The 24620-nt window shown below is 68.7% G+C and carries 26 protein-coding genes; 5 read left to right on the top strand and 21 right to left on the bottom strand.

The window, feature by feature from the left end; genetic code table 11:
• Positions 1-43 precede the first annotated feature (43 nt).
• Positions 44-1429, bottom strand: coding sequence for a carbohydrate porin (locus E4V01_RS17080; protein WP_158509749.1), 1386 nt, complete (start codon positions 1427-1429; stop codon positions 44-46).
• An 880-nt stretch (positions 1430-2309) separates the two neighbouring features.
• Here E4V01_RS17080 and E4V01_RS17070 point away from each other — a divergent pair.
• Together E4V01_RS17070 and E4V01_RS26590 are read left to right on the top strand one after the other, a co-directional pair.
• Positions 2310-3539 (top strand): MFS transporter, encoded by a 1230-nt coding sequence (locus E4V01_RS17070; protein ID WP_135299159.1) that lies wholly within the window; start codon positions 2310-2312, stop codon positions 3537-3539.
• Positions 3536-3661, top strand: coding sequence for a hypothetical protein (locus E4V01_RS26590; protein ID WP_256371266.1), 126 nt, complete (start codon positions 3536-3538; stop codon positions 3659-3661). The genes E4V01_RS17070 and E4V01_RS26590 overlap by 4 nt, the downstream gene beginning before the upstream one ends.
• A 108-nt stretch (positions 3662-3769) precedes the next feature.
• Here E4V01_RS26590 and cydB read toward each other — a convergent pair whose 3' ends face one another.
• Both cydB and E4V01_RS17060 read right to left on the bottom strand, forming a co-directional pair.
• Positions 3770-4813, bottom strand: coding sequence for a cytochrome d ubiquinol oxidase subunit II (cydB, locus tag E4V01_RS17065; RefSeq protein WP_135299158.1), 1044 nt, complete (start codon positions 4811-4813; stop codon positions 3770-3772).
• 143 nt (positions 4814-4956) lie between these two features.
• Positions 4957-5289, bottom strand: a complete 333-nt coding sequence (locus E4V01_RS17060) for a hypothetical protein (protein ID WP_135299157.1) — start codon at positions 5287-5289, stop codon at positions 4957-4959.
• A gap of 378 nt (positions 5290-5667) precedes the next feature.
• Here E4V01_RS17060 and E4V01_RS17055 point away from each other — a divergent pair, with 378 nt between their 5' ends.
• The 3 genes from E4V01_RS17055 to E4V01_RS17045 all read left to right on the top strand — a co-directional run bounded on the left by E4V01_RS17055 (position 5668) and on the right by E4V01_RS17045 (position 8889).
• On the top strand, positions 5668-7608 hold the full coding sequence (locus E4V01_RS17055; protein WP_135299156.1) for a PAS domain-containing sensor histidine kinase: 1941 nt from the start codon (positions 5668-5670) through the stop codon (positions 7606-7608).
• 43 nt (positions 7609-7651) lie between these two features.
• Positions 7652-8404 (top strand): peptidoglycan-binding domain-containing protein, encoded by a 753-nt coding sequence (locus E4V01_RS17050; protein ID WP_135299155.1) that lies wholly within the window; start codon positions 7652-7654, stop codon positions 8402-8404.
• A gap of 143 nt (positions 8405-8547) precedes the next feature.
• Positions 8548-8889 carry a DUF1491 family protein gene (locus tag E4V01_RS17045; protein WP_060768486.1) on the top strand — a complete coding sequence of 114 codons (342 nt, stop codon included), beginning with the start codon at positions 8548-8550 and terminating at the stop codon, positions 8887-8889.
• Between the two features lie 15 nt (positions 8890-8904).
• Here the strand turns inward: E4V01_RS17045 and E4V01_RS17040 are convergent, their stop codons facing one another.
• From E4V01_RS17040 to flgF, 18 genes are all read right to left on the bottom strand, one after another.
• Positions 8905-9891: a DUF2336 domain-containing protein gene (locus E4V01_RS17040; RefSeq protein ID WP_135299154.1), complete on the bottom strand. Its 987-nt coding sequence runs from the start codon at positions 9889-9891 to the stop codon at positions 8905-8907.
• A gap of 101 nt (positions 9892-9992) precedes the next feature.
• Complete coding sequence (locus E4V01_RS17035; protein ID WP_135299153.1) at positions 9993-10886, bottom strand: dihydrodipicolinate synthase family protein; 894 nt, start codon at positions 10884-10886, stop codon at positions 9993-9995.
• Between the two features lie 480 nt (positions 10887-11366).
• Positions 11367-11615 carry a hypothetical protein gene (locus E4V01_RS17030; protein ID WP_135299152.1) on the bottom strand — a complete coding sequence of 83 codons (249 nt, stop codon included), beginning with the start codon at positions 11613-11615 and terminating at the stop codon, positions 11367-11369.
• A gap of 358 nt (positions 11616-11973) precedes the next feature.
• On the bottom strand, positions 11974-12420 hold the full coding sequence (locus tag E4V01_RS17025; protein WP_060768483.1) for a hypothetical protein: 447 nt from the start codon (positions 12418-12420) through the stop codon (positions 11974-11976).
• Positions 12421-12423: 3 nt separating this feature from the next.
• A complete protein-coding gene (locus E4V01_RS17020; RefSeq protein ID WP_135299151.1) occupies positions 12424-12768 on the bottom strand; it encodes a flagellar protein FlgN in 345 nt (114 codons plus the stop codon).
• A gap of 5 nt (positions 12769-12773) precedes the next feature.
• Complete coding sequence (locus E4V01_RS17015) at positions 12774-13244, bottom strand: rod-binding protein (RefSeq protein WP_060768481.1); 471 nt, start codon at positions 13242-13244, stop codon at positions 12774-12776.
• 75 nt (positions 13245-13319) lie between these two features.
• Positions 13320-13730, bottom strand: coding sequence for a hypothetical protein (locus E4V01_RS17010; RefSeq protein ID WP_135299150.1), 411 nt, complete (start codon positions 13728-13730; stop codon positions 13320-13322).
• Positions 13731-13749: 19 nt separating this feature from the next.
• Positions 13750-14520: a flagellar biosynthesis protein FliR gene (fliR, locus tag E4V01_RS17005; RefSeq protein ID WP_135299149.1), complete on the bottom strand. Its 771-nt coding sequence runs from the start codon at positions 14518-14520 to the stop codon at positions 13750-13752.
• Positions 14517-16598, bottom strand: coding sequence for a flagellar biosynthesis protein FlhA (flhA, locus tag E4V01_RS17000; RefSeq protein ID WP_135299148.1), 2082 nt, complete (start codon positions 16596-16598; stop codon positions 14517-14519). The genes fliR and flhA overlap by 4 nt, the downstream gene beginning before the upstream one ends.
• 381 nt (positions 16599-16979) lie before the next feature.
• A complete protein-coding gene (gene fliQ, locus E4V01_RS16995) occupies positions 16980-17246 on the bottom strand; it encodes a flagellar biosynthesis protein FliQ (protein WP_056194240.1) in 267 nt (88 codons plus the stop codon).
• A gap of 66 nt (positions 17247-17312) precedes the next feature.
• Positions 17313-17729 carry a flagellar hook assembly protein FlgD gene (gene flgD / locus E4V01_RS16990; protein WP_135299147.1) on the bottom strand — a complete coding sequence of 139 codons (417 nt, stop codon included), beginning with the start codon at positions 17727-17729 and terminating at the stop codon, positions 17313-17315.
• A 6-nt stretch (positions 17730-17735) separates the two neighbouring features.
• Positions 17736-18221: a flagellar biosynthesis repressor FlbT gene (gene flbT, locus E4V01_RS16985; protein WP_371688528.1), complete on the bottom strand. Its 486-nt coding sequence runs from the start codon at positions 18219-18221 to the stop codon at positions 17736-17738.
• 46 nt (positions 18222-18267) lie between these two features.
• A complete protein-coding gene (gene flaF, locus E4V01_RS16980; RefSeq protein ID WP_060768475.1) occupies positions 18268-18618 on the bottom strand; it encodes a flagellar biosynthesis regulator FlaF in 351 nt (116 codons plus the stop codon).
• Positions 18619-18659: 41 nt separating this feature from the next.
• The gene (locus E4V01_RS16975) at positions 18660-19712 is read right to left on the bottom strand and encodes a flagellar hook-associated family protein (protein ID WP_135299145.1); all 1053 of its coding nucleotides are present in this window, start codon (positions 19710-19712) and stop codon (positions 18660-18662) included.
• A gap of 7 nt (positions 19713-19719) precedes the next feature.
• Positions 19720-21183: a flagellar hook-associated protein FlgK gene (gene flgK, locus E4V01_RS16970; RefSeq protein WP_135299144.1), complete on the bottom strand. Its 1464-nt coding sequence runs from the start codon at positions 21181-21183 to the stop codon at positions 19720-19722.
• A 78-nt stretch (positions 21184-21261) separates the two neighbouring features.
• Positions 21262-22473 (bottom strand): flagellar hook protein FlgE, encoded by a 1212-nt coding sequence (locus E4V01_RS16965; RefSeq protein ID WP_060768472.1) that lies wholly within the window; start codon positions 22471-22473, stop codon positions 21262-21264.
• Positions 22474-22555: 82 nt separating this feature from the next.
• A complete protein-coding gene (fliI, locus tag E4V01_RS16960; RefSeq protein ID WP_012252428.1) occupies positions 22556-23884 on the bottom strand; it encodes a flagellar protein export ATPase FliI in 1329 nt (442 codons plus the stop codon).
• Positions 23885-23888: 4 nt separating this feature from the next.
• Positions 23889-24617: a flagellar basal-body rod protein FlgF gene (gene flgF / locus E4V01_RS16955; RefSeq protein WP_135299143.1), complete on the bottom strand. Its 729-nt coding sequence runs from the start codon at positions 24615-24617 to the stop codon at positions 23889-23891.
• Positions 24618-24620: the final 3 nt, after the last annotated feature.

Genomic DNA, 24620 nt, shown 5'->3' with positions numbered 1-24620 from the left:
TGGCGCGGGTCGCATTGCTGCGCTGGCCCCATGCCTCTCCCCGTCAGAACGTGACGCCGCTTTTGACGCCGAAGACGAGGATGTCGGTCCGTCCGGCGACGCCACCGGGACGGTTGATGAACTGGATGTTGGGCCGGACCACCACGTCGGGAGAGAGGGCAAGGCTGTAGAAGACTTCCAGCGCGCGCTCGTATCCGGGGATCGGGCGGGCGCCGCCGTCGAGCAGGTTGGCCGCCTGGAGGCTCTGCGCCAGGCCACGGCTGGCATGCGACTGGCCGATGCCGAAGCCGATCCAATCGAGCGGACGCGCAGCCCAGAAGCCTTTGTAGACGAAGCCGATGGTCTCCTGCCTGTCGATGAACGAGGTCGAGGAATTGGCCATCGTGACGCGGACGAAGGCGGAGAAGCTGCCCAACGGGTTGGCGGGGTTGGGACGGTAGAGTTCCTGTACGGCCACGCCGTAGAGGCCGCTGCGCTCGCGGTTCGCCACCGGCGCGCCTCCGACCACCGCCAGGGGCAGGCCTTCGCGGTTGAGGAAGAGGTCGGGCCCGCCTCCGGTCTGGTACCACGCACCGACCGTATAGCTGCCGGGATAGGAGAAGGGCGGGAGCGTCGGGAAGGCCGCGGCCTCGACGATGGCCAAGGCGCCCACGGCGCCGGACGGGTCGAAGTTGAAGCCGTTCTCGAGGTCGCGCGGATTGACCTGATACACGCCGGCCATCAGATAACCGGTGTCGGTGTTGCCGAGCCGCAGGCGGGCGGCATATTGCGAGACCGGCCAGTTGTACCAGTAGTTGCCGACGAGGTTGCCGGGCTGGTTGCCGCAGAAGGTGAGGTTCTGGAACTCGCAGGCGAAGCCGGCAAAGTCGGTGCTGACCGGCAGGCGGCCGAACTTGAGGTCGACGAACTCGCCGAAGCGCTGGGTGTAGGAGAGCTGGGTCAGGCGCGGGAACCGGCCGCGGCCGAAGATTTCCTCGGTCTGCTGGAGCACACCGAAGTGCTGGTCCGCGGTGAGGCCGCGGCCGAAGCGGTAGGTGAGAGCGACGTTGAAGGTGCCGCCGGCGAGTCCGGCGAGGCGATCCATGTCGACGGCGGAACGGACGGCGAGCTGCCCTGCGCCGCGCAGCGACTGGTAGGGGCCGCCCTGAACATTGGTCGAGGTCTGGTAGTCGAAGCTGCCGTCCATGCGGATGCCGGCACGGAAGAGATCGTCTCGCACACCGCCGAAATTGCCAAGCACGCCCCATTGCGGGGCGGCGCTCTGGGTGTCGAGGCTGCCGGCCGGGGCCGTGTTGACCCCGGCCGCCGTCGAGGGGCGCGCCAGGGGCAGGCCGGCGCCACCGAAGGCCGGTCGTGCGGGTCCGGAGAGGCGGCGGAGGCGCGGAATGGCCGAGAGGGTGGGGGGCTCGGCTCCGTGAGCCGAAGCCATCCCGCGTTCGGGGCCGGTTTGCGCGAGGGCAGGGATCTTCCCCGACGCGACGATGTGCGCCATCGCAAGCGAGAGCGACAGAATGAGCGGTCTTCCTGGCGGCGACATGGATTTCACAGGTCCGGAGAGGAGGCGATCGGCGCAGGAAACCTGCCGCATAGTCAACACTACTGCATTATTGCAAATACTGTCACTAACCCGGAATATATTGCGATCGATTGGTGGAACCAGATGAAGATGCAGCTGTTATTATTGAAACTGACCGGAAATCGAATGATTTTCTCTAATCTCTAAGCAAGCAAATTCGGACTATCATATATCAAATTAACAAATGATTGCCGTGCGCTAGGTCGCAGCGAATTCGAATCCAATTCTGAGCGTAAAATCGAACAACCTTAGATGCGATACGCATTATTATGCCGTATCTGACAGGTCAGATTGCAATATTATATCCCAATTCGCAGTGAGACGAAGAAATACGACCAACCTCAGATTGCAATGCTGTCGGATTAGCTTCGCAGAGAAGGGTTAGCTCAGGCGACGCCTGGGCAATGGCTCACGGTGCCGGACGGGGCGCACGCCCGACGGCGTTGAGGTTGAGGGTCTTGCGTGTGCTGGCGGCGGCCTCTGCGGTGACGGGGCGCGCGCGTTTGCCCCAGCTGTTGCGGATGCAGACGTCATCCGAAAGCGGACCGTCGCAAAGCCACCCAACCCGGTCGTGCGGCTCTGGCTCATCAAGTGCCCGGAAGCGGACCTTCCGACCTTCTGCAAGGGATCGAAACCGGCCCTGCATAGAATGGCGCCGATCGAGGTTTGACCCGCGTCTGCAGAACCCGGAACACGGACTATGATCCCGGCCCGCTTTCCCGGATCCACGACCGTGACCTCCCCTCCGCATCTCCGCCGGCCCTCTCCCTGGATCGCGCTCGCCTGCGGCGCGGTCATCGTGACCATCGCCCTGGGACTCCGCCAGGGGTTCGGCCTGTTCATGCGGCCGGTCGAGTTGGATCTCGGCGTCGGGCGGGAGAGCTTCGGCCTCGCCATGGCCGTGCAGAACCTGATCTTCGGGCTCGCCCAGCCTTTCGTCGGGGCGCTGGCGGACCGGTACGGGCCCGGACGCGTCGCCGCAGGCGGTGGCCTTCTCTACGCCCTCGGCCTCGCGCTGGCGGCCTTCGTGTCCTCTTCCCTCGGCCTCACCGTCACGCTCGGCGTCCTGCTTGGGCTGGCCATGACCGGCGTCACCTTCGTCGTCGTGCTCGGCGCGGTCGTGCCGCTGATGCCGGCCGGACGCCGGGGCGCGGCCGCGGGCATCGTCACGGCGGGCGGCTCGGTCGGACAGTTCCTGCTCGTGCCGGCCACCCAGATCGCGATGGACGGCCTCGGTTGGCGCGGGGCGCTGCTGGCCGGTGCGGGGCTGGCCGCCCTGATGGTGCCGCTCGCCCTCGGCATCGCCCGGACGGCTGCCTCCGGCCCGGTGCGGAGCGCCGCCACCGCCGACGCGATCCCGCTCGGCGCCGCCCTGCGGCAGGCGGCCGGCCATCGCGGCTACTGGCTTCTCAATGCCGGCTTCTTCGTCTGCGGCTTCCACATCGCCTTCGTCTCGACCCACCTGCCGGCCGTGTTGAGCGATGCCGGCCTCGATCCGGGGATCGGCGCCCGCGCGCTGGCCCTGATCGGCCTGTTTAACATCCTCGGCTCCTACGCCTTTGGCGTCGCCGCGGACCGGCTGCGCAAGAAATACGTGTTGTCGTGGATCTACTTCGCCCGCGCGGCGGTGATGGCTTTGTTCGTCGTCCTGCCCTTCACCCCGCTCACCGCGACGCTGTTTGCCTGCGCCATCGGCTTCCTCTGGCTCGGCACCGTCCCGCTGACGAGCGGCCTCGTCGGGCAGATCTTCGGCGTGCGCTATCTCTCGACCCTGTTCGGCATCGTCTTCATGAGCCATCAGGTCGGCGCCTTCTTCGGCGCGTGGGGTGCGGGCTTCATCTTCGCCCGGACCGGTTCCTACGATGCGGCCTGGACCCTCTCCATCGGCATCGCGCTTCTGGCCGGTCTCCTCAACCTGCCGATCCGCGACGTTCCCCTGGTGCAGCGGGCGAGGCCGGCATGAGCGTTCGGCACGAACTCGTCGTCCTCGCTCTTCTCGGTGCGCTGACCCTGGCCGGCGCGCTCCTGTGGGCCCGCGAGGGGGTGGGGCTCTGGCTGCGCGCCGCCTTCCCCCTCTGCTTCTGAGCCGCCCCTCGCCTCACCGTGCGATGGCGCGGATGAAATAGACGAGCGCCGTGAAGGCGAGAAGGCTCAGGCCGTAGAGGGCGGCGAACCAGAGGATGCGACGGGCGCTCAATGGTAGCTCGCCGCGTTCGGGTTCTCCTCGATCTTCCCCCGGAAGACCCAGTAGGCGTAGGCCGTGTAGGCCAGCGTCAGCGGCATCACCACCGCGTAGCCGACGAGGGCGAATTGCAGCGCCGAGGTCGCGTTGGCCGCCTGCCAGATCGTGAGCTTGGGCGGCACGATGTACGGAAACAGGCTGATCGCGAGCCCGAGGAAGCCGAGCAGGAACAGGGCGATCGAGAGAAGGAAAGGCGCGACATGGCGCTGGTCGTCGATCGCCTTCCAGATCCGCCAGCAGACGAAGGCGGTGAGCAGCGGCACGGGTGCCACGAACAGCACGTTCGGCCAGGAGAACCAGCGCCACTGGATATGCAGGCCGAGGAACGGCACCCAGGCGCTGACGACCGCCATCGAGAGGACGGTACCGATCAGGAATTGCCGGGCCTTGATCCGTGACCAGATCTCCAGCTCGCCCGAGGTCTTCATCACGCACCACGTCGCGCCCAGCAGCCCGTAGCCGCAGACGAGGCCGATGCCGGTCATGACGCTGAAGGGCGTGAGCCAGTCGAGCGTACCGCCGGAGAAGCCCCTTCCCTCGGTCTGGAAGCCCTGGACGAAGGCGCCGAGCACCATGCCCTGCGCGAAGGTGGCGATCAGCGAGCCGTAGTGGAAGGCATTGTCCCACACCACCTGCGACCGCTCGGCCTTGAAGCGGAACTCGAAGGCGACGCCGCGGAAGATCAGCGCGATCAGCATCAGGATGATGGGCAGATAGAGCGCCGGCAGCAGGATCGCGTAGGCGACCGAGAAGACCGCGAACAGGCCGCCGCCGCCGAGCACGAGCCAGGTCTCGTTGCCGTCCCAGATCGGCGCCACCGAGAGCATCATCCGATCACGCCAGTTGCCGGGCCGCGCGGCGGTGAAGAGGATGCCGACGCCGAGGTCGAACCCGTCGATGACGACGTACATCGCCACCGCGAGCGCCAGCAGGCCGGCCCAGACCAGCGGCAGCCAAAAGGCCAAGCCCTCGTATTCGCTTCCGAAGCCGAACATCCTTGCACCCTCCCGGCCGATGGCACCGGTGCGCGACACGAGCACCGCCTGAGTCTCGGTCGCAAAACGCCCGCCGTGCCCAGCGGGGAGACGCGCGGCGATCGGGCGTTTTGCGAGGCACTCTCTTCAGGCCAGAACCGCGCTCAGTGTGAAGTTGCTCCCCGCCAGGGCGGTTGTCGATCGCTGGCGGACAGGGTGTCGGCGGACGGGTGGGGCGGCGCGATCCCTCCGCCGACATGGCGGAGGAGGGCATCCGCCCCGGCCCGCGCCATGTCCTCACGCGCCTCGGGCGGGAGGGCGTTCACGGCCTCCACGAGTGCGCCGATGCCGCCCGTGGTCAGGCGATCCATGACATCGCCCGTCGCGATCCCCGTCCCGGCGGCGTGCGGCCGGGACGGATCGGGGCCGCCCTGGCGCTGAAGCGCGAGATAGGTGAGGGCGCCGATCACGAGGGCGGCGCGCAGAAGAAACGACATCGTTCCGGTTCCAGAGGGCACTGCATCGCCGGCGCGGCCGACAAAGGTCGATCGCCCGATCCTGCCATCCTCGCGCCTCCGCCGGATGAACCGGAAGAGGCGAAAGCGCCGACGTGGTGAACGAAGCGTTTTTCTTGACGCCGCACCCCTCCCGGCCCCCTGTTTACCCTCTGTGGAGCGTCGGTCCGGCCCGGCCCGGGCCTTGTGAAAAGCGGGGATCGGCGCCGCCTCCGGGGCCGGTCGTCGCCGCACTCGGCGGCAAGTGAGCGACCCTTTTCATCCTCGCTTAAACCGCCTCTGCGACGGTTTCCTCGAGATCGTAACGAGCAGTCGAGGGGCGCAAGACACCCGTGTTCCGGGTCAAGGCTTGCGTTGTGCGTGGTGGTGTTGCGTAAAGACGGTACCCTTGCCTCCCTCTTCGATTCCCGCCTGGCCGGGCTGGTCCATGCCTCCGCGCTGGCTGAGCCGGGCGTGCGCTTCCGCCATGAGCGGTTCCTGATTTCGCGGCTCGCCACCGGCGCCGTGATGATGGCGGGCCTGCCGCCCTACCTCGTCTGGCGCGGCGTCCCGAGCGGCCTCGAGGCGATCGCCATCGCGAGCCTGTTCCTGCCGCTGCTGGCCGCCGTCGTCCTGTCGCGCACCGGCTCGCTCTGGGTCGCGCATGCCCTGTCCTCGCTCGGCCTGACCGGCATCGTCGTATGCCTGGCCGCCCTCACCGGCGGCGCGAGTTCGGCCGCGGCCATCTGGCTCGTGGCGGTGCCGCTGGAGGCGATGATCTCCGGCTCGCGCCGGGCGACGATCGCGGCGTCCGTCATCGCCGTCATCGGCGCCTTCGCGATCGCGCTGAGCGGTTACCTGCCGGTCGGCGCCCTCGCGCTCGCTTGGCCCAACGCGATCGTCATGCCGGTCTTTGCCGTGACCGCCATCGGCCACATCGCGGCGCAGGCGATGGAGCACATGCGCCGCGAGGGCGAGTGGCGCGCCCGGATGCAGGACAACGAGGCCCGCGACCGCTTGCTGCTCTCGGCCATCGACGACCTCGTGACCTGGCACGACGCCAACGGCCGCGTGCTGGAGGCGAGCGGCTCAGCCGCCCGCTTCGTCGGCGCCGAGGCGAGCCGCCTGCGCGGCCACGGCCTGCTCGACCGGGTGCATATCGGCGACCGTCCGGCCCTGCTCCAGGCGATCAGCGACGTCGCCGCCCACGGCGCGCCGGCCACCGTGCCGTTCCGCCTGCATCTCGACGCAGCCCGCGGCGACGGCAGCCGCACGATCTTCGCCGAGATGCGCGCCCACCGGATCGAGGCGGGGCTCGCGGGCGCCAACGGCTCGACCGTCGTCGCCGTGACCCGCGACGTGTCCGAGCATCGCCGCCACGCGCAGGAACTCGACCGCGCCCGTGCCGAGGCCGAGCGCGCCGACGAGGTGAAGACCCAGTTTCTCGCGACCGTCAGCCACGAGCTGCGTACGCCGCTCAACGCCATCATCGGCTTTTCGGACGTGCTGGGCGGCGAGGGCGCGGTGACCCTCTCGCCGGAGCGTTCCCGCGAATATGCCGGCATCATCGCCCAGTCGGGGCGCCACCTGCTCGACGTGGTGAACACGTTGCTCGACATCTCGCGCATCCGCGGCGGGCATTTCGACTTCCAGCCGGAGCCGGTCGATGTCGAGGCGCTGATCCGTGCCTGCTGCGACCTGATGCGGCTCAAGGCCGACGCCTCGGGCATCACCCTGACCAGCGCGCCCGTGCCGGCCGGTTGCGCCCTGGTGGCCGATGCCCGCGCCTGCCGCCAGATGCTCATCAACCTGCTCTCCAACGCCGTGAAATTCACGCCGCGCGGCGGGCGGGTGGAGGTGATGGTGCGCCGGGGCAGGGCTTATCTCGACATCGTGGTGAGCGACGACGGCATCGGCATCACCGAGGCCGACCTGCCGCGGCTCGGCGACCCCTTCTTCCAGGTCGGCGGCGGTTACGGCCGGAGCCACGAGGGCACCGGGCTCGGCCTCTCGGTGGTGCGCGGCCTCGCCGGGCTGCACGGCGGCGCTGTCTCCGTCGAGAGCGCTCCGGGCAAGGGCACCGCCGTCACCGTGACCCTGCCGCTCGATTGCAGCCGCGCCAAAACCGCCACGGCCGGTGCGCGCGACGGTTCCGGCAACGGTGCGAAGGGGGCCGCCGTGCAGGCCCAGCCGGCGCCGATCCGGACCTCGGTGCGGGTCGCGGCGATGCCGGAGCCGGCGCCCGAGCCGATCCGGCGGCCGGCCGGCCTGTTCGATCCCGCCCCGCTCTCCACCAATCCTCCGATGCGCCGCGCCGGATGAGCGGCCCGAACGCAACACCATTCCCACGTAAAGGAGCGAATTGATGCGCGAGCCGCCCGCCAGACGGGACCAGCGCGAGATCGTCGTCCCCGGTGACATGCGCGTCGCCCGAGGCCCGGCCAAATCCTCGCCGCGCCGCAAGCCGGCCCCGCGCAGGCCTGCCGCGTCCGGCTGGAAGGCCGCTTTTCTCTCCGCCGCGACGGGAGCCGGGCAGGTCTGCCGGCGCTATCCCGGCGGCGTGTTCGGGACGTTCCTCGGGGTCGGCGCGGCGGTCTATGTCTGCGTCAACGCCATGGGCCTCCAGGCCGGGCCGCACCCGGCGCCGATCCTGCCGACCGTGGAGCCGAAGCCCGTGGCCGCGCGGCCCGCAGCCCCACCGGTCCGGGAGGTGCGTGCGGTGGAGACGCCGAAGCCCGCCCCCGTGCGCGAGGTGCCGGTGCCCGTCCGCGACAGCATCGCCGACATGATCCGATCCGGCGAGACGACGGCTTCCGTCACCCCCAGGGCCGAGCGCAAGCCCGCGTCCAAGCCCGCCGCGAATGAACCGAAGGTCGAGACGAAGGCGGATGCAGGCAAGTCCGAGGGGCCGAAGCCGGACCCGACCGTGATCCGGGCGCAGCGCGCCCTGACGAAGCTCGGCTACGGTCCGCTCAAGGATGACGGCCTGATGGGACCCGGCACGAAGGCGGCGATCGAGAAGTTCGAGCGCGACCGCAAGATGCCCGTGAAGGGCGAGGCGGCCGGACCGACCCTGCGCGCACTGACCCGCGAGATGACCGCCAAGGCGGGCGGGTAAGCGTAGCTCACAAAACGCCCGGTCTCTGACCGTTCTCGTTCCGGCGATGACTGCGCGGCGGGAGTTTTGTGAGAGACACGAAACCGCGCCGGTGCTCACGCCGCGCCATCGACGCGGCGGCCATCGGCGCCTATGAACCGGGCATGCCACGCCTTCGCTCGGATTTCTGGGTCTCCGCGCATCTGCGCCGTCTCAACGGCGAGAACATCCCCGCGGTGCAGCGCCGCCGCGGTTCGGCGGAGGCGGGGGCGATTTTCGTCAAGATCGACCGGCTCGACGGCACCGCCGACCTCTACGGCCCGGCGCCCCAGGCGCTGATCGAGGCGGATGATGACGGCGATCGCCGTTTCACGCCGATCCTCACCGCCGCCCCGTCGCCGGATGTCGAGGAACGCCTCGCGCGGGAGATCCGCTTCGATTCCGATCTCTGGATCGTCGAGATCGACGACCGCGAGGGCCGGCACGGCCTCCCGCTCGCGGAGTAGCCTCCAAAGGCGACGTCAGCTCGTCCGGCGCAGGCGCATCGGGAGCACCGTGCGCAGGCGCTCGGCCGCGGTGCTGCCGCGCTTGGCTTCGGGGCCGTGCAGCGGCTGGTGCTCGCCCGCGGCGCGCTCCATCACGGGCACGCCGAAGATCGCGCAGAGCAGATCGCGGGCGGTGGCCCGGCTGGTCTCGCGAAACAGCGTGACCAGGGAAAACACGCGATCGACCGAGCGCGCGACGCTGTCGTTGAGGGTGAGGAAGACGAAGACCGCTTCGCCCTCGCGCAGATCCGCAGCGCGCAGCGCGAGCGTCAGCAGGTCGTAGCGGGCGACCGGATCGACGGCGGCGCCGAGATAGTTCGGCGGCAGGCCGAGCCCGCGGCCGAGCGCCGTGATGAAGGCCTGTACGTCGCGGGCATGGGAATGCTCGACGAGGCTCGTCGCGAGCGCGCGGGGGGCCGGCGGGCAGGGGCGCAGGGCGGCGGTGGCCTCGACGGCCTGGGTGATCGCGCTGCGCTGCTCCGGACCGGCATAGAGCCAGAGCGGCGCGAGGTCGGCGGGCGGAATGTCGGGCCGGCCGAGCAGGATGTGGGCGAGATCCGCATCGGTCCGGGCGCGGGCGAGCAGGCGGTCCAGCACGCGGGTGCCGATCAGCGCGCCGGGATTCTCGGCGAGCGCCCGGTCGGCTTCCGCTTCCGTCTCGGGCTCGGGCGGCAGCGCGACGGGAAAGCCGCGGGCCTCGAGCGCGGCGCGCACGCCGGCCGGGACGTCGGGGCATCCTTTGAGCTTCTCGGCGACGACGCGCGCCGTTTCCTCGTCCACCGTCGGGATCAGACCCGCGGCGAGGGACTCGAACTCCCTGAGGATCGCCCGGTCATGGACCGGAGCGGCCAGGAACAGGTCGGTCTGCACCCGCAGAATCACGGGTTTCAGGTCCAGCGCGGGATCGCGCGAGAGCTCGATAAGGCCGGACAGGTCCGGCGCGCCGGCGACCGATGGGGGCATGGCACTCGATTACGCAGAACTTACTCTGACGATGAGTCAAACAGTTCTGCGTGAATCGACCTTTAAGAACGCGGGAGCGCGAGTGTCCCGCAGCGGCCGGATCAGGCGAGCGCGAGCCGGTCCACGACCTCCGCCACCCGATTCCGGACGGGTTCGGACAGCGGCAGGATCGGCCGGGGCGGATCGGCCCGGCACAGGCCGAGGTGATTGGCCGCCGCGTAGGTGACCCTCAAGCTGGAGAATTCCCTGAAAAGGTCCCAGAGCGGCTGCATCCGTGCATTCAGGGCCCGCGCCCGCGCGGCCTCACCGGCGCGTGCCGCCCGCAGGATCGCGAGGCAGGGTTCCGGAAACAGCCCGGCCGCGACGCTGTACCAAGCCTCGCCGCCAGCCAGCACCGCCTCTGCCGCGTTCCAGTCGCCGCTGAAGCCGAGCTGGAATTCGGCCGGCACCGCCCGGCGCAGGGCGTCGAGCTGACCGGCCACCGCATCGGAATCCGGGGCCGGACTCTTGAGCGCGCGGATTCCGGGCACCTGCGCCAGCCGCCCGACCAGCGAGGGCGTGAACCGGAAATGCGTGGTGCCGGGATTGTCGTAGATGCAGATCGGCAGGCCGCTGCCCGTGGCGACCGCGGAGAAATGCTCGAACACCTCCTCGTCGGTCAGCGGCGTGTAGGAGACGGCGGCCAGGAGCCCGGCGGCGGCACCCGCCGCCCGCGCGTCCTGCGCCAAGGCCACGGCCTCGTCGGTGCGCAGAGCCCCGATTCCGACGATGACCGGCACCCGGCCGCCTGCTTCCTCAAGAGCCGCATCGAGCGCGCGGCGGCGCTCGGCCCGGGAGAGATAGGCGTAGGTGCCGGTGCTGCCGAGCAGCCCGATCGAATCCACCCCCGCGGCGGCGAGCGGAGCGATGAGGGCGCGCAACGCCGCCGTCTCCACGCGTCCGTCGGGGGAGGCGGGGGTGATGGGAAAGGCGGAGAGGCCGGCAAAGCAGGTCATGGCGGCGGCAGGATGAGCGGGCGCCGCAGCGCGGTCAATGCGTGCACGACGCGGCCTTCGGCTCAACCGGTCGCGGCGAGCGGGGTAGCCCGGCGGCGCGAGTTTTCAAATCAAGGCTGCGCACTGAACCAATCCGCTCACGATCGAGATGACGATACAAAATCCCTATGAAGGGCGTTTGAAGAGGGGAGAGACTTCCGGAGCTTGGTCTAGCCGCTTACGTTCGATGGCTGCATTTCTCCGAGTTTTGCTCAGGTAAGGACTTTCCTTGTCGATTATGCGAGCATTTCTCTCGTCATTCTGGCGCACTTGCTTGTTGATGGCGTCGAAAATTTTGTGCTTCTTGCTCATTGTATTTACTTAGATGAGCGTGAATCATTTTCGAATTCGGAACCTGATTCATTAAGTCAATGGCAGTGGTTAATTGGACCGATCCGTCCTTGGGCGCAATGCCAGTTATAATGGTTTATGATTGTAGTTTTAGTTCGTATATTTAATATATAAAAGACCGATCCAGAAGGCTGGCAGCATGACGGTGGCAAATAACAGGATGAGGGCGAGAAATCCGATCAATCCGTTAGCCCCCTTTTCTCTAAGCCTGCGATCATCTGCATAGATGATCAATCCAGGCCAGAACGAGCTGATAATGGCGGCTGCGACTGATGGGATTCCAGACAGTGTCAGAGCAGCAACCACATTAACAAGAAAACTCATACTCCAGATGATCATTTTTTCCTTGTAAGAAATGTCTCTTCCAAGAAAAATATTTGCCTGTTGAATTTGTCTAGCAATGTATCTCAATTAATCCCCCGAAATTCCGATTATTTTGAGGATGATTTGTGAATTTCTGATGTGACAAGATTTGTCAATCTTAATAATTTCGTCATTCGTTTTGGGCGTCTGCGATGCATAAGATGCATACTAATATAATCAAATTTTATGACAACAATTGGTCCGTGCTCGATTGATGTTATACCAAATCAGAAAACTGGTGCATAGGTGCTAGCCAGATTCGATGATGTAAGCGCGGCCTTTTCATCGTCACATGATTTGCCGGACACTCGGGCGGGACTGGCCGATAACCGGTCTACGAGCGCACCTCGCGCTTCGCCACGAAATTCAACTCGTCCACCAGCACGTCCTTGACCACGTCGGAGCCGAGGCGCTCGTTCACCTTGGCGCGGATCTGGGCCAGCCGGCCGTTGATGTCGTAGCGGGCGAGCTTGCGGAAATCGATCGTGGTGTCGCCGTAGATCTGGCGGAAGGCCTCATCGACCACGAAGGCGTTGGGAGCGACGGGAAGCGTGTGCATCAGCTTGGCGTCGGCCGTGAAGACCAGCACGGCGATGACGTAGCCCTGCACCTTGCCCTCGGCGACCATCGGAATGTTGATGGGCGCAAGCTTCTGATATTGCAGCCCTTCGAGATAGGGCTCGGTCGATTTCGAGAAGAACCCGCCGCCGAAGGTCACCGCCGCGTAGCAGGAGGCGATGGTGACGGCGCAGATCCACAGACCGGTGACGAGGACGCGCATGGCTCAATCGCGTCCCGAGTGTGCGGACAAGCGCGCGGAATAGGTGCCGTCGGACTCGGCGGCCTGAAGGCTGGCCTGCAGCGTCTCGCCGACCTCCTCCACCGCCCGCAGATGCAGGGCGACGGCTTCCTGGTTGCGGATCAGCTTGTCGCGCAGGCGCGCCAGCACGATCCCGGTCTCGGCGTCGAGGTTCGCGACGTCGAGGCCGCGGGCGAGGCGGGTGAGTTCCAGGAGGCTCCGGCTCTTGGCCCGGTTGACCGCGTCGAGATCGAGGGCCGCGTTGGCACTGAGCGCCTCGGTCTCGGCCTCGACGGTGGCCTCCAGCCGCTTCAGGGATTCGAGCAGCATGGCGGTCAGACCTTGCCCGCGACGCCGGTGCCCGTAGGCGCGACCGTGGTGCCGGCGGGGCGGGCGGCGTTCAGCATGCGGGCGATGCCGATGCCGCCGGTCTGCGCGATCTGCTGGCCGAGCTGCTCGGCCAGCATCGACTTCCAGATGCCGCCGGCATTGCCCTTGCCGAAGACGGTCTCGGCCTTGGGCAGCATCGCCTCGACGAATTGCTGGATCACCTGCCCCTCGAACTTCCGGTAGGGGTCGGCGGAGCCGGTCCGGGCGGTCTCGTTCTTCAGGCCCGTCAGCGCCCCATGGACGTCGAGGGGCATGTGCGTGGTCAGGCCTGCCTCGCGCGCCGCATCGTCGGCAGCGCTGGCGAAGGCGGCCGGGTCGCCGGGCTGCGACAGCTTGGCCGCCGCCTCCTGATAGCGGGCCGGGTCGGCGGCGCGCGCCACGTCCATCACGATGTCGGAAGGGGGGGTGATGCTCATCGCGCCGTCAAACCTTGATGCGGCGCGAACCGGGCGCACGCCGCTGAGGATGGAGCGGAGTGTAGATCCGCTGGCTTACGGGAGGCTTGCATCGCGGCGCTGGGCGAGGCCGTCGAGCCGCTCCATCGCCTCGATCCGGTCGCGTTCCCGGCCGAGCAGCGTCTCGATCCGCTCGGCGCTCAGCTCCGCGCGCTTCTGCGCAAGGCCCTGCTCGCGCACCTCGTCCGCCTGGGACGCGGCGGTGCGCTCGAGTTCGGTCGCCCGCGTGGCGAGCCCGCGCAGACGGCGGTTGGCGGCTTCCAGAAAAAGGTGGCCGTGGGCCGAGGACCCGACCGCCGCGAGCAAAGCCGCCCGGTCCGCCTCGACCGCCTCGGCAGTGCGCCGGGTCTCGGCGAGCTGCCACTCGGCGGCGCGGCGCATCTGCTCCTGCACGGCGGTGAGCCGCTCGGCGCGCTTCAGGCGCTTGGCGATGTCGGCGGCGGACATGGCGCTCAGCTCTTTCCACTCAGCCTTTGCGCAGCCAGGCGACGTAGCCGGACAGGAACTGCGTCATGAACTCGCTGGAGAGCGTGTAGAGCAGCAGCAGCGCACCGAACATCACGAAGGGCGTGGCGACGAAATAGACCGGAATCGTCGGCGTGAGCTTGTTCACGAAGCCCGCCGCGAGGTTCACCGCCACCGCGTAGATGATGAAGGGCGCCGCGATCCGCAGGGCGAGGGTGAAGGCCTCGCCGATCTGGTCGGCGATGCGCACCAGTGCGGTCTGCGTCCCGAAGCCCTCGCCCGGCGGGATGCGGCCGTAGGAATCGACGAGGCCGCGGAACAGCTCCCAATGCAGGTCGGCCGCGAACATCAGCGCGACCGCGGTGAAGACGATCAGCGATTCGACCGCGGGGATCGCGTCGGTCCCCTCGACCGGCGTGCCCGGCATCGAGCCGAAGCCGACCATGGTCGAGACCGCGTTCATCACGGTTTCCAGCACGAAGATGAAGATGCGCCCGAGCAGGCCGATGAGTAGCCCCGTCACGGTCTCGCTGGCGATCCACGTCAGCGTTTCGGTCGGTGCTTGGCCCGAGAGCTTGGTCTGAAACAGCGGCAGCAGGAGCGGCGTGACGGCGAGCGATACGCCGCCGGCGATGAGAAGCCGCACCTGCGCCGGCACGCGCGGGCTGGAGAAGCCGGGCACGATCAGGAGGCAGCCGCCGATCCGGCAGAAGATCAGGAAGACGCCGAGGAAGGCCTCTCCGCTGAACAGGCTGCCGAAGCCCGGAATCACGAGATGGTGCCCAGCGATTTCAGCTCGACGCCGCGGGCGATCTCAAGATGCGAGAGCACGGGCAGCGTCGGGAAGATCCGCTCGATGATCATCCGCACGTAGGGCCGGGCGTCGGGGGCGGTGACGAGGGCAAAGCCATGGATCTGCCGCATCCGTTCGCGGATCGCCTCGCCGGCCTCGGTGCCGAACTGCTCCACGAGGCGCGGGTCGATGTCGAACTCGATGACTTCGCCCTTGGCGTCGCGCTTCAGGCTCTGGTGGAAGGTGAGATCCCAGTTGGCGCCGAGTCGCAGCACGTGCAGCACCCCGTCCTCGGCGAGATCGCCGCAGATCTGCTGCGCGACGCGCATCCGGACATGCTCGGCGATCTGTTCGGCGCGGCGGGCATGCGGGCTGATCTCGGCCACCGCCTCCAGGATCAGGTGCAGGTTGCGGATCGAGACGCGCTCGGAGAGCAGCAGCTTCAGCACCGCCTGCAGGCCGGAATGCGAGATCTGCGAGGGGCAGATCTCGTCGATCAGCCGCTTGTATTCCGGGTCGAGCCGATCGAGCAGCGCCCGCATGTCCTTGTAGGACAGGAACTGGGGCAGGTTGTTGCGGATCACCTCGGAGAGATGAGTGAGCAGGACGGAGGCGCCGTCGATCGCCTCGAAGCCGGAGCGGCGGATCTCGCCGGCATAGGCGTCGACGACCCACAGCGCCTTCATGCCGAAGGCGGGCTCGCGGACTTCCTCGGACGGCACGTCGGGGCGCGGCCCGTCGCCGACGACGACGAGCAACTCGCCGGGCCGCATCTCCTGGGTCGCGGCCACCGTGCCGTGGATGCGGATCTGATAAGTCTTGGGCGGCAGGTTGAGGCTGTCGGTGAGCTTGATGTCGGGCACGACGAAGCCGTACTGGCGCGCGAACTTGCGGCGCATCTTGGCGACGCGGTGGTGCAGCTCGGCATGGTTGCCCTGGATCTGCGCGGCGACCTGACGGCCGAGGCAGAGCTCGATCTCCGGCGTGCGCAGCTGCTCCTTGACCGATTCCTTGGTCTCGGCCTGCTTGCTCTCCTCCTCGCGCTTCACCTGGGCTGCCGCGGCGGCGGCCCGGGACGCCCGGCGCCTCGGAATGGTGATCGCCACGAAGCCCATCAGGCCCGCGAGCGTGACGAAGGGCAGGAACGGCAGGCCGGGGACGATGGCGAACATCAGCATCAGCGCGGCGGCGACGATCAGCGCGCGCGGATAGGCGCTGAGCTGGCCGAGCACGGCTTCCTCGGTCGCGCCGCGGGTGCCGCCCTTGGAGACGAGGAGGCCGGCGGCGAGCGAAACGATCAGGGCCGGGATCTGCGAGACCAGGCCGTCGCCGACGGACAGCTTGACGAAGACGTCGGCGGCCTGGCCGAGCGGCATGCCGTGGCGGGTGGTGCCGATGATGACGCCGCCGAACACGTTGACGGCGATGACGATGAGCGAGGCCACCGCCTCGCCGCGCACGAATTTCGAGGCGCCGTCCATCGAGCCGAAGAAGGCCGATTCCTCTTCCAGCTCACGGCGGCGGCGCTGCGCCTCCTTGTCGTCGATCAGCCCCGCGTTGAGATCGGCGTCGATCGCCATCTGCTTGCCGGGGATGGCGTCGAGGGTGAAGCGGGCGCCCACCTCGGCGATACGGGTCGCGCCCTTGGTGATGACGAGGAAGTTGACCGTGATGAGGATCATGAAGACGACGATTCCGATGACGAAATCGCCGCTCATCACGAATTGCGAGAAGCCCTGGATGACGTGGCCGGCGGCGTCCACGCCCTTCTGGCCGTTGGCCAGGATCAGCCGCGTCGTGGCGATGCCGAGCGCCAGCCGCAGCAGCGTCGCGATCAGCAGCACGGTGGGGAAGGCGGAGAATTCGAGCGGCTTCTGAATCCAGAGCGCCACCATCAGGATCAGCACCGACAGAGCGATCGAGAAGGCGAGGCCGACATCGATCAGCACCGCCGGCACCGGCAGGAACAGCACCGCGAGGATCGCGACGATGCCGGCCGCGAAGCCGAAGTCGCGCCGCGACCGCTTTTCCAGGACGAGCGCTTCGCTCACCGCCATGACGTGAACCGATTCCCTCAAGGTCGAGGCGGTTGTGGCGCGGCAAGCTTGCGCGGGGATGGGTGCCTGCGGGCAAGGGCGGGAGAGCCGGTCGGCAGAGGCTCTTAACCCTGACTCTCAAAGCCTGCCGTCACCCTCCGCATGGCAGGGCGTCGAATCGGATGCTGCCGTTGCCTGCTCTCGGTGTTAAGGTCTTCTCCGTCGAAGCTTTTGTCCTTCCCAAGGTCGAGGCTTTCGCGCGGGACCGGGCGATCAAGTCTCGACAGCTTCCTCCGCCCGGTCCCAACCGTTCTTCCACCGTCGAGCCGGTCTGTATCGGTCTCCTTGCGCCGGATGCTCCGCTTCACGGGCGGGGCGCGCTTGCGAGCGGCTGGCAGGGTTTCAGAACCCGGTCGCGATCCGGCCGTAGGTCATCTCGGCAAACGCGTAGATCTGCGCGCCGACGAAGGTGCCGGTCACCAGCATCACCAGCAGGATCGCGACGATCTTCGGGACGAAGGTGAGCGTCACCTCCTGGATCTGCGTCAGCGCCTGAAGCAGGGCGACCGCGATGCCGACCAGCATCGCCGCGCCGACGGAGGGCCCGGCGGCGACCAGCACCGTCCAGATCGCGGAGCGGACGAGTTCGAGGGCGTCGACCTCGTTCATGAGTGGGTCTTTGGATGGCGCATCGTCTTCGTCCGAAAGCCGGCAACCACCTTTCGGGACGATGCGCTAGCTGATCGAGATGCCGGAGGCGAGCAGCATCTCGCGGCCGTCGGTGAGCTTGGCCATCACGCCGTCGCCGGTGACCCGCACCGACTGCACCGTGCCGGACGTCAGGCCGTCCGCCGAAGTAAGGCTCCGCCCGATGATCGCGTCGGCCTGATTCAGGAAGCTCGACGTGAGCAGCGAGTCGAGCTTCTGGTTGGTCTTGGTGGCCTGCTCGACCTGCGAGAACGTGGCGAGCTGGCTGACATATTCCGTCGAGTCCATCGGCTTCGTCGGATCCTGATTCTGAAGCTGGGCCATCAGCAGCGTCAGGAAGGTGTCGGCGTTCATCTTGGAGGCGACCGAGGTCGCCGCCTTCGCCGCCGCGGCGGTGGTCGAGCTGGTGGTGCCGGTATTCGTGCCGGTGCTGCTGACGTCCATGGAAGTTCAGGCCTTGTCGGAGGAGAGGGCCGGCCGGGGCCGCGGCCGGCGGCGTTGGCCGGAGCGGGCGGATGGCACGAGGGCGGCGGGCGGCACCTCGGGAAGGGGAGCCAACGGGCCGAGCAAGGTGGCCTCCGTCGCGTAGAGGCCGCGGATGAGCTTCAGCGCCTCGAAGGCCCGGCCCGCCTCGACGAGGGCCTGCGCCGCCGCCAGCCCCTCCCGGATCGCGGGCTCGGTCGTCACGGCGAGGATGCCCTCCTCGATCAGGGCATAGAGCGACCGGGCCGGGCCGGCCTGGGCCGGGGTGATCAGCATGGTCTGCGCCGCGAAGTAGAGCTGGCGCAGGGGCGTCGTCGCCTCCTCCGCCTGGAGGACGTGGCCCTCCAGCAGGAAGGTCGCGTCGTTCATCAGTTCGAGCGCGACCTTGCGGTCGACGCGCACCACCGCGCCGTTGATGTAGACGCGCTCGCCCGCTTTCAGGCTCAGGTGCATGGTGCGGGTAGCGGCCCGGCCGGTCTCGCGCGTCATGGCCCGCCCCCTACTGCAATCCGTCGCGGATCGAGGTGTTGACCTCGATCAAGGCCGCGAGGCTGCGGTCGGGTGCGCTCAGCACCTCGCCGGCCTCGCGCATGTTCCACAGGCCGATGGCGACGAGGTCGGCGCGCAGGCTTTCGGGCAGCGCGTTCTCGGGGTCGAGCAGGTCGGCGATCAGCACGTTCCAGAGATCCTGGATCGAGCCGACCGCGGCGCTGCGCGCCGGGCCCGCTGCGGCGCCCCGTGCTTCGGCCGTGCGGAGTTGGCTGAGCGCCCGGTCGAAGGCGTCGCGCTCGCGCTCGCGACCGAGGTCGGGCGCGTCTTCCATGATCTCGGCATAGGACAGGCGGTACATCGGGGCCGACGCTCCGTACTCGGTTTGAAAAAGGCGGGCGTTCAGGAGATGAAGTTGATCAGGCTGAGGCTGCGCAACTGCGCGGTCAGCCCGTAGGACATCTGCATCTGGGTCGTGATGGCATCGACCCGGCTCTTGGCTTCGGCTGGATCGACACTCTCCAGATCCCGGATCTGTCCGGTCAGCAGCGCGGTCTGCTTGGACATGCGCGCGTTCGCCTCCGTGATCTGGTTCTGGGCGCGGCCGAGATCCGCCTGCATCGTCGTGAGGCTTCCGCTGACTTGGCCGAGGAGGTCCATGACCTTGCCGGTGGCCACGTTCTGCGCCTCCTGCGAGAGGCCGGACAGGCCGAGCCCCGAGGCGATGACGTAGGCCATGCCGAGCTTGCGGAACGGCTCGGCGTTGGCGCTCACCGAGGTGGTGACGGTCTCGGTGAGCGAGATCTGGCTGTCGAGGGGGCGGCTCGAGGCGCTCGACCACGTCTGATTCCAGTTCACCTCGGTGAACAGGCCGGCGAGCGGCCCATCGATGAAGCCCTGGAGTTGGTTCGGGGTGATGGTGGACGCCGCCGCCGAGCCGGGCGCGAAGCCGAAGAAGCCCGTGAAGAGGTTATCGACCGCCGTCTTGGCGGCGGAGGTCGGGCTGCCCTCGTAGGAGGCCAGCGGTGCCGCCCCACTGTTCGTGCCGGCAAACACGAACTGACCGCCCGTGCTGGTGTTGAGCGCGCCCGCCAGCGCCGCGAGGCGACCGCGCGCGGAATCCACGAGCGTCTTCGCCCGCTGATCGGCGGGGAGCGCGGTGAGTTCGTTGAGCGTCGCGTCGGCGGACGAGCGAATCGCGTTGAGCGCGCCTTGCGTCGCCGCGAGCCGGGACGTGGCCGCGGTGTTGCTCTGGGTCAGCGAGGCGAGCACGGCGCTCTGCCGCCGCAGGCCGAAGGCCCCGGCGACACCGCCGCCGAGGGTCGCGCCGACATCGGCCAAGCGGCCGGTGGCGATCTCCCTGGTCGCGGTCGCGAGTTCGCTCTGGAGCCGCGAGACGCCGGTGCGCGGCGCATTCCAGAGGTTGAGGCTTGAGATGAAGCCGGTCGTCATCATGGCCGTATCACCGCACCGCGTCGAGGAGGGTCTTGAGGAGGTCGTTGACGACCGAGATGAGCTTGGCCGAGGCGCTGTAGGAGCGCTCCAGCTGCAGGGCGAGGGCGGTCTCGTCGTCGCCGTTCACGCCCGCGACGTTCGAGAGCGCCTCGTTGGCGCGCGTCAGCAGGGTCTTCTGGTAGGAGGCATCGGTCGAGGCGTCCTTGCGCTGCGCTTCGAGCCAACCCGCGGAGGCCGCGGCGAGGTCGGGCAGGCCGGCGGAGGTGCCGAGGCCGAGGGCCGGATCGACGGGCTGGGCCGCCGACAGCGCCGTGAGAAGGCCGCGAAGGCGACCCGCATAGGCCGCGTCGCCGCCCGCCGCAGGGTCGGCATAGTCGCTGCCGTTCATGCCGCCGCTGCGCAGCAGGGCGACGGAGCCGCCTCGGGCCGGGTCGACCGCCGCGTTGACCGAAATCGAGGCCGCGAGGCCGGTGCGCCCGGCGGCCATGGGCAGGATCCCGCTGCCGCCCGCGGTGAACAGGCCGGCCCGCGGACCGCTGTTGATGCCGACGGCATCGCTCTCGGCGAACGCGTCGATCAACCCGCCGGCGAGGGCGTCGAGCTGCGCCTCGTACTGGACCGCCGCACCGTCGCGCAGGGCCACGAGCCCGGCGATCCGCCCGGAATGGAGCGGCATCGGCGAGGCGGCCCCGGTCACCGGCACGCCGTCGATCCTCACGCCGCCGCCGACGGTGCCTGCGGCGAAGACGGATGTGGCCGAGAACGTGACCGCGCGGGGCCCGCGCTCGAACAGGGTCACGCCGCCATCGGTGTAGAGCGCCATGTCGCCGCCCTCGCGGGCGACCGCGTGGACGCCGATCTCCTGCGACAGCGCGGTCAGGATGCGGTCGCGGTCGTCCAGCGCGTCGGTGGCATCGCCGCCGAGGGCCGTGGTCTTGGTCACGGCGCGGTTGGCGGCGTCGAACCGGACGAGAAGGTCGTTGATGCGGCTCACCGAAGCGGCGATTCCGGCATCGGCCTCCGCCCGCACGGCGTGGACCGCGTCCGCCGCCTGGCTCAGGCTTCCCGCCAGAGCCTTGGCCGACTCGACCGCGTCACGGGCGAGCTGCGCGTTGTCGGGCTGGTTGGCGGCGCCCTGGAGCGCGGCTTGGAAGGTCGTGAGGCGCGCGGCCGGCGCGGTCGGGTCCTCGGTGTCGCCGACGGTCTGCGCGAGCTTCGTCAGCCCGGTGAGAAGGGCGTCGCCGCGGGCGGCGTCCGACGAGGCGTTCAGCGTGCGGGCATAGAGCGCCGGGTCGCCCGCACGGGTGATCGTCACCGTGGCGCCGCCCGCGCTGCCGGCGACCAGCGTCGCGATCTTGCGCGAATAGCCCGGATCGTTCGCGCCCGCGACGTTGCGCGCGGAGACGGCGATCTGGTTCGAGTTCGCGAGCAGCGAGGCGCGCGCGGTGTTGAGCGCGAGGGTGAGACCCATCGGTCGGTTCCTGGGACGCGATACGAGATGGGGACGCCGGTGTCGGGCCGGCGCCCCCGGATGCGACGATGGTCCGCGTCAGCGCTTCAGGTTCATCAGGGTTTCGAGCAGCTCGTTGCCGGTCATGAACACCTTGGAGTTGGCGGTGTAGACCGTCTGCGCCTCGATCATCGTCGTCAGTTCGGTGCTGACATCGACGTTGGACTGTTCGAGTGCGCCCGCCTTCAGGATGCCGCGCCCGCCCTGGCCGGCGAAGCCGACCTGGATGTCCCCGGATTCGGCGCTCGTCGTGAAGACGTTGCCCGCCCGCGGCGCGAGGTTGTCGGGGCTCGCCACATCCGCCAGCGGCACCTTGAACGCGGCCTTGCGAGTGCCGTCGGTATAGACCGCGTAGACCGTGCCGTCCTCGCCGAAAGCGGTGCCGCTCACGGAGGTGGGCGAGGAGCCGTTGGCGGTGCCGGAGAGGTTGTGTTCGCCGGAGAGCTGCGTCAGGCCGCCCAGATCGACGGTGATGCGGCGACCGTTCGGCACGTCCACGAGGGCCGAGCCGCCGCCATTGACCTTGCCGTTGCCGTCGAAGGTCACGCTGGTCGTGCCGAGGGACACGGTCGGCGCCGCCGGGTCGAAGAACGCGACCGACCACGTATTGGCGGCGGTCTTGGTCATCTGGACGTCGAGCGTCACCGGCCGGCCGACATTGTCGTAGACCTTGAGCGAGTTCTTCTTCGAGTAGCCGATGGCACCCGTCGCCGTCGGATCGTAGACCGGCGTCTCGAAGGAGAGGTTGCCGCTGACCGTGGCGGCGGTGGAGGGACGCGCCTCCTGCCCCATCACGCTGACATTGACCGGCTTGAGGTCGGCCACGCCGTTGAGGACCGGGTTCGGGGTGCCGTTGGCGAGGCTGTAGCCCATCAGGGTGAAGCCGCCGGCATTGACGAGGTTGCCGGTCTTGCCGTCGACCACGAAGTTGCCGGCCCGCGTCATGAAGGGCGCGCCGGCGGCATCGCTCACCACGAAGAAGCCGTTGCCCTGGATCGCGAGATCCTTGTCGGAATTGGTCGAGGCGATGGGGCCGCCCTCGCTCACCGAGCGGCGCAACGTGGTCTCGACCGCGCCCGAGTTGTAGTTTCCGACATCACCCGAATCGAGCAGCAGCGACGAGAACTCGGCCGAAGTGCGCTTGTAGCCGGTGGTACTGGCGTTCTGAATGTTCTCGGCCACCGTGGAGATTCGGTTGGACTGAGCGTTCATTCCGGAGACGCCGGTGCGGAGCACGCCGATGAGACTCATGCGGACACCTCGTTGACTTTCGAATTCGTGCGCAATGGACACGGTGTCGCTTGCGCGGGGCTGAAGGTTTTGCGGGGCACAATCATCCCCGCAGGGATTGGGCGAGTTCGAGGAAGGCGTCGCGGCTCGGCGGCTGGCCCGGCTCCTGGCGCAAGGCCTCGTAGATCCGCGGCACGAGGCTCACGGCTTGGTCGAGGTCGGGATCGCTGCCGGCGCGATAGCCGCCCATCAGGCGCAGATCCCGTGTCTCCTCGAAGCGGGCCATCATGCTCTTGAGCTTGCGCACCAGCTCGCGCTGGTCTCCGGTCCAGACCTCGCCCGCCAGGCGCGAGATCGAGCCGAGCAGCTCGATCGCCGGGTAGCGGCCCTGCTCGGCGATGGCGCGGTCGAGCACCACGTGGCCGTCGAGGGTGCCGCGGATCGAGTCGGCGACCGGGTCGTTGTGGTCGTCGCCATCGACCAGCACCGAGAAGATGCCGGTGATCGTGCCGGTGCCCTCGGCGCCGGGGCCGGCGCGCTCCAACAGCCGCGGCAAGTCCGAAAAGACGCTCGGCGGGTAGCCGCGGGCCACCGCGGGCTCGCCGGCGGCGAGCGCCACGTCGCGGGCGGCGTGGGCGTAGCGGGTCACGGAATCGACGATGAGCAGCACCGACTCGCCGCGGTCGCGGAAGGACTCGGCCACCGCCAGCGCCACCTTCGGCGCTTGGCGGCGCATCATCGGGCTCTCGTCGCCGGTCGAGACGACGATCACGGCGCGATCGCGGGCGGCGGCGATGGGGCCTTCGAGAAACTCGCGCACTTCGCGTCCGCGCTCGCCCACCAGCGCGACCACAACGCTGTCGAAGCCCTGGGCGCCGGCCAGCATCGCCAGCAGGGTCGATTTGCCGACGCCGGAGCCGGCGAAGATGCCGATGCGCTGTCCGGCGCAGAGCGGCGTGAAGAGGTCGATCGCCCGCACCCCCGTGGGCAGCGGCGTCTTCACCCGCGCGCGGGTCATCGCGGCCGGCGGGTCGGCATCCAGCGGAACGCTGGCGGGCCCCTCGGCCAGGGGGCCGAGCCCATCGACGGGGCGGCCGAGCGCATCAATCACCCGGCCCTTCCAGCGCGGATCCGGGCGCAGCTGCGCCGGGCCGATGCGATGGGCGAGGCTGCCGATGCCGGCCTCGATCCGGCTCTCGAACGGCTTCACCGTGGCGCCGGCCGCATCGATGCGGACCACCTCGCCGACCTGCGTGCGGCCGTCGGCGGAAAAACCCATGCGGTCGCCGAGTCGCACGAAGGCGGACACGCCCGCGACCCGTGCCGCGCTGGCGGTCACCTCGCGCACGGGGCCGGCGACCCGCACCAGCGGCAGGTCGCGGCGCCCGGCCTCCATCGCCCGTTCCAGGCGCTCGATCGCGTTGAGGCTCATCGCATCAGCCCTGCGGTCCCAGCGTCTTGACGGCGCCGGTGAGGGTGGTGTCGGCCTCCGAGGTCATCGTCGCCGCGCTCTCGAAGGCGCGCTGGATCGCGATGAGCCGGGTCATCTCCATGATCGGGTTGACGTTGGCGCCCTCGACATAGCCTTGCACGAGGCCGATGCGGGTGAAGTCCTGCACCGGCCGGCCGGGCAGGCTCGAGGCGACGGCATTCTCGCCCGAGCGCGTCAGCGTCGCCTTCGGGTCGATGCTGAACAGGCCGAGCGCGCCGACCTGGTTCACGCCCTGGTGGATGCTGCCGTCCCGGCCGATGACCGGTGGACCGGCCTGGGGATCGAGCAAGAGCGGGCCGCCGCCGGGATCGACCACCGGCATCCCACCCACCGTCCGCAACTGCCCGTTGGCGTCCATCGTCAAGCGCCCGTCGCGCGTATAGAGCGTGTCGCCCTTCGGCCCCTTCACGCCGAGCCACGCATCGCCCTGGACGGCGACATCGAGGGCGGAATCGGTCTTCGTCGTCGGGCCGGCGGCGCGCGAGATGATGTTCTTGCCAGGGCCCACGAAGGCGACGTCGCCGCGGTTCGAGCGGGCGAGCAGTTCCGAGAAGCTGACTTCCTCCGCCCGGAAGCCCACCGTCGCCATGTTGGCGACGTTGTTGGCGGTCGTGGTCAGGCGCTTTTCGAGGGCGATCTGGCTCGATAGGGCGACGTAGAGGCTGCTCTGCATGGC

The organism is Methylorubrum sp. Q1 (assembly GCF_004683995.1).
In the GTDB taxonomy this organism is placed as follows: domain Bacteria; phylum Pseudomonadota; class Alphaproteobacteria; order Rhizobiales; family Beijerinckiaceae; genus Methylobacterium.
The sequence above is the reverse complement of the archived record's forward strand: the minus strand, read 5'-3'. Positions and strand labels throughout refer to the sequence as shown.

What these genes read in the sequence shown, in the direction of transcription:
- E4V01_RS17080 (WP_158509749.1), bottom strand. Translation starts at nt 1,429, where the DNA reads ATGGCTTCGGCTCACGGAGCCGAGCCCCCCACCCTCTCGGCCATTCCG.
- E4V01_RS26590 (WP_256371266.1), top strand. Translation starts at nt 3,536, where the DNA reads ATGAGCGTTCGGCACGAACTCGTCGTCCTCGCTCTTCTCGGTGCGCTG.
- cydB (WP_135299158.1), bottom strand. Translation starts at nt 4,813, where the DNA reads ATGTTCGGCTTCGGAAGCGAATACGAGGGCTTGGCCTTTTGGCTGCCG.
- E4V01_RS17060 (WP_135299157.1), bottom strand. Translation starts at nt 5,289, where the DNA reads ATGTCGTTTCTTCTGCGCGCCGCCCTCGTGATCGGCGCCCTCACCTAT.
- E4V01_RS17050 (WP_135299155.1), top strand. Translation starts at nt 7,652, where the DNA reads ATGCGCGAGCCGCCCGCCAGACGGGACCAGCGCGAGATCGTCGTCCCC.
- E4V01_RS17045 (WP_060768486.1), top strand. Translation starts at nt 8,548, where the DNA reads ATGCCACGCCTTCGCTCGGATTTCTGGGTCTCCGCGCATCTGCGCCGT.
- E4V01_RS17040 (WP_135299154.1), bottom strand. Translation starts at nt 9,891, where the DNA reads ATGCCCCCATCGGTCGCCGGCGCGCCGGACCTGTCCGGCCTTATCGAG.
- E4V01_RS17035 (WP_135299153.1), bottom strand. Translation starts at nt 10,886, where the DNA reads ATGACCTGCTTTGCCGGCCTCTCCGCCTTTCCCATCACCCCCGCCTCC.
- E4V01_RS17030 (WP_135299152.1), bottom strand. Translation starts at nt 11,615, where the DNA reads ATGATCATCTGGAGTATGAGTTTTCTTGTTAATGTGGTTGCTGCTCTG.
- E4V01_RS17025 (WP_060768483.1), bottom strand. Translation starts at nt 12,420, where the DNA reads ATGCGCGTCCTCGTCACCGGTCTGTGGATCTGCGCCGTCACCATCGCC.
- E4V01_RS17020 (WP_135299151.1), bottom strand. Translation starts at nt 12,768, where the DNA reads ATGCTGCTCGAATCCCTGAAGCGGCTGGAGGCCACCGTCGAGGCCGAG.
- E4V01_RS17015 (WP_060768481.1), bottom strand. Translation starts at nt 13,244, where the DNA reads ATGAGCATCACCCCCCCTTCCGACATCGTGATGGACGTGGCGCGCGCC.
- E4V01_RS17010 (WP_135299150.1), bottom strand. Translation starts at nt 13,730, where the DNA reads ATGTCCGCCGCCGACATCGCCAAGCGCCTGAAGCGCGCCGAGCGGCTC.
- flhA (WP_135299148.1), bottom strand. Translation starts at nt 16,598, where the DNA reads ATGGCGGTGAGCGAAGCGCTCGTCCTGGAAAAGCGGTCGCGGCGCGAC.
- fliQ (WP_056194240.1), bottom strand. Translation starts at nt 17,246, where the DNA reads ATGAACGAGGTCGACGCCCTCGAACTCGTCCGCTCCGCGATCTGGACG.
- flgD (WP_135299147.1), bottom strand. Translation starts at nt 17,729, where the DNA reads ATGGACGTCAGCAGCACCGGCACGAATACCGGCACCACCAGCTCGACC.
- flbT (WP_371688528.1), bottom strand. Translation starts at nt 18,221, where the DNA reads ATGCACCTGAGCCTGAAAGCGGGCGAGCGCGTCTACATCAACGGCGCG.
- flaF (WP_060768475.1), bottom strand. Translation starts at nt 18,618, where the DNA reads ATGTACCGCCTGTCCTATGCCGAGATCATGGAAGACGCGCCCGACCTC.
- E4V01_RS16975 (WP_135299145.1), bottom strand. Translation starts at nt 19,712, where the DNA reads ATGATGACGACCGGCTTCATCTCAAGCCTCAACCTCTGGAATGCGCCG.
- flgK (WP_135299144.1), bottom strand. Translation starts at nt 21,183, where the DNA reads ATGGGTCTCACCCTCGCGCTCAACACCGCGCGCGCCTCGCTGCTCGCG.
- E4V01_RS16965 (WP_060768472.1), bottom strand. Translation starts at nt 22,473, where the DNA reads ATGAGTCTCATCGGCGTGCTCCGCACCGGCGTCTCCGGAATGAACGCT.
- fliI (WP_012252428.1), bottom strand. Translation starts at nt 23,884, where the DNA reads ATGAGCCTCAACGCGATCGAGCGCCTGGAACGGGCGATGGAGGCCGGG.
- flgF (WP_135299143.1), bottom strand. Translation starts at nt 24,617, where the DNA reads ATGCAGAGCAGCCTCTACGTCGCCCTATCGAGCCAGATCGCCCTCGAA.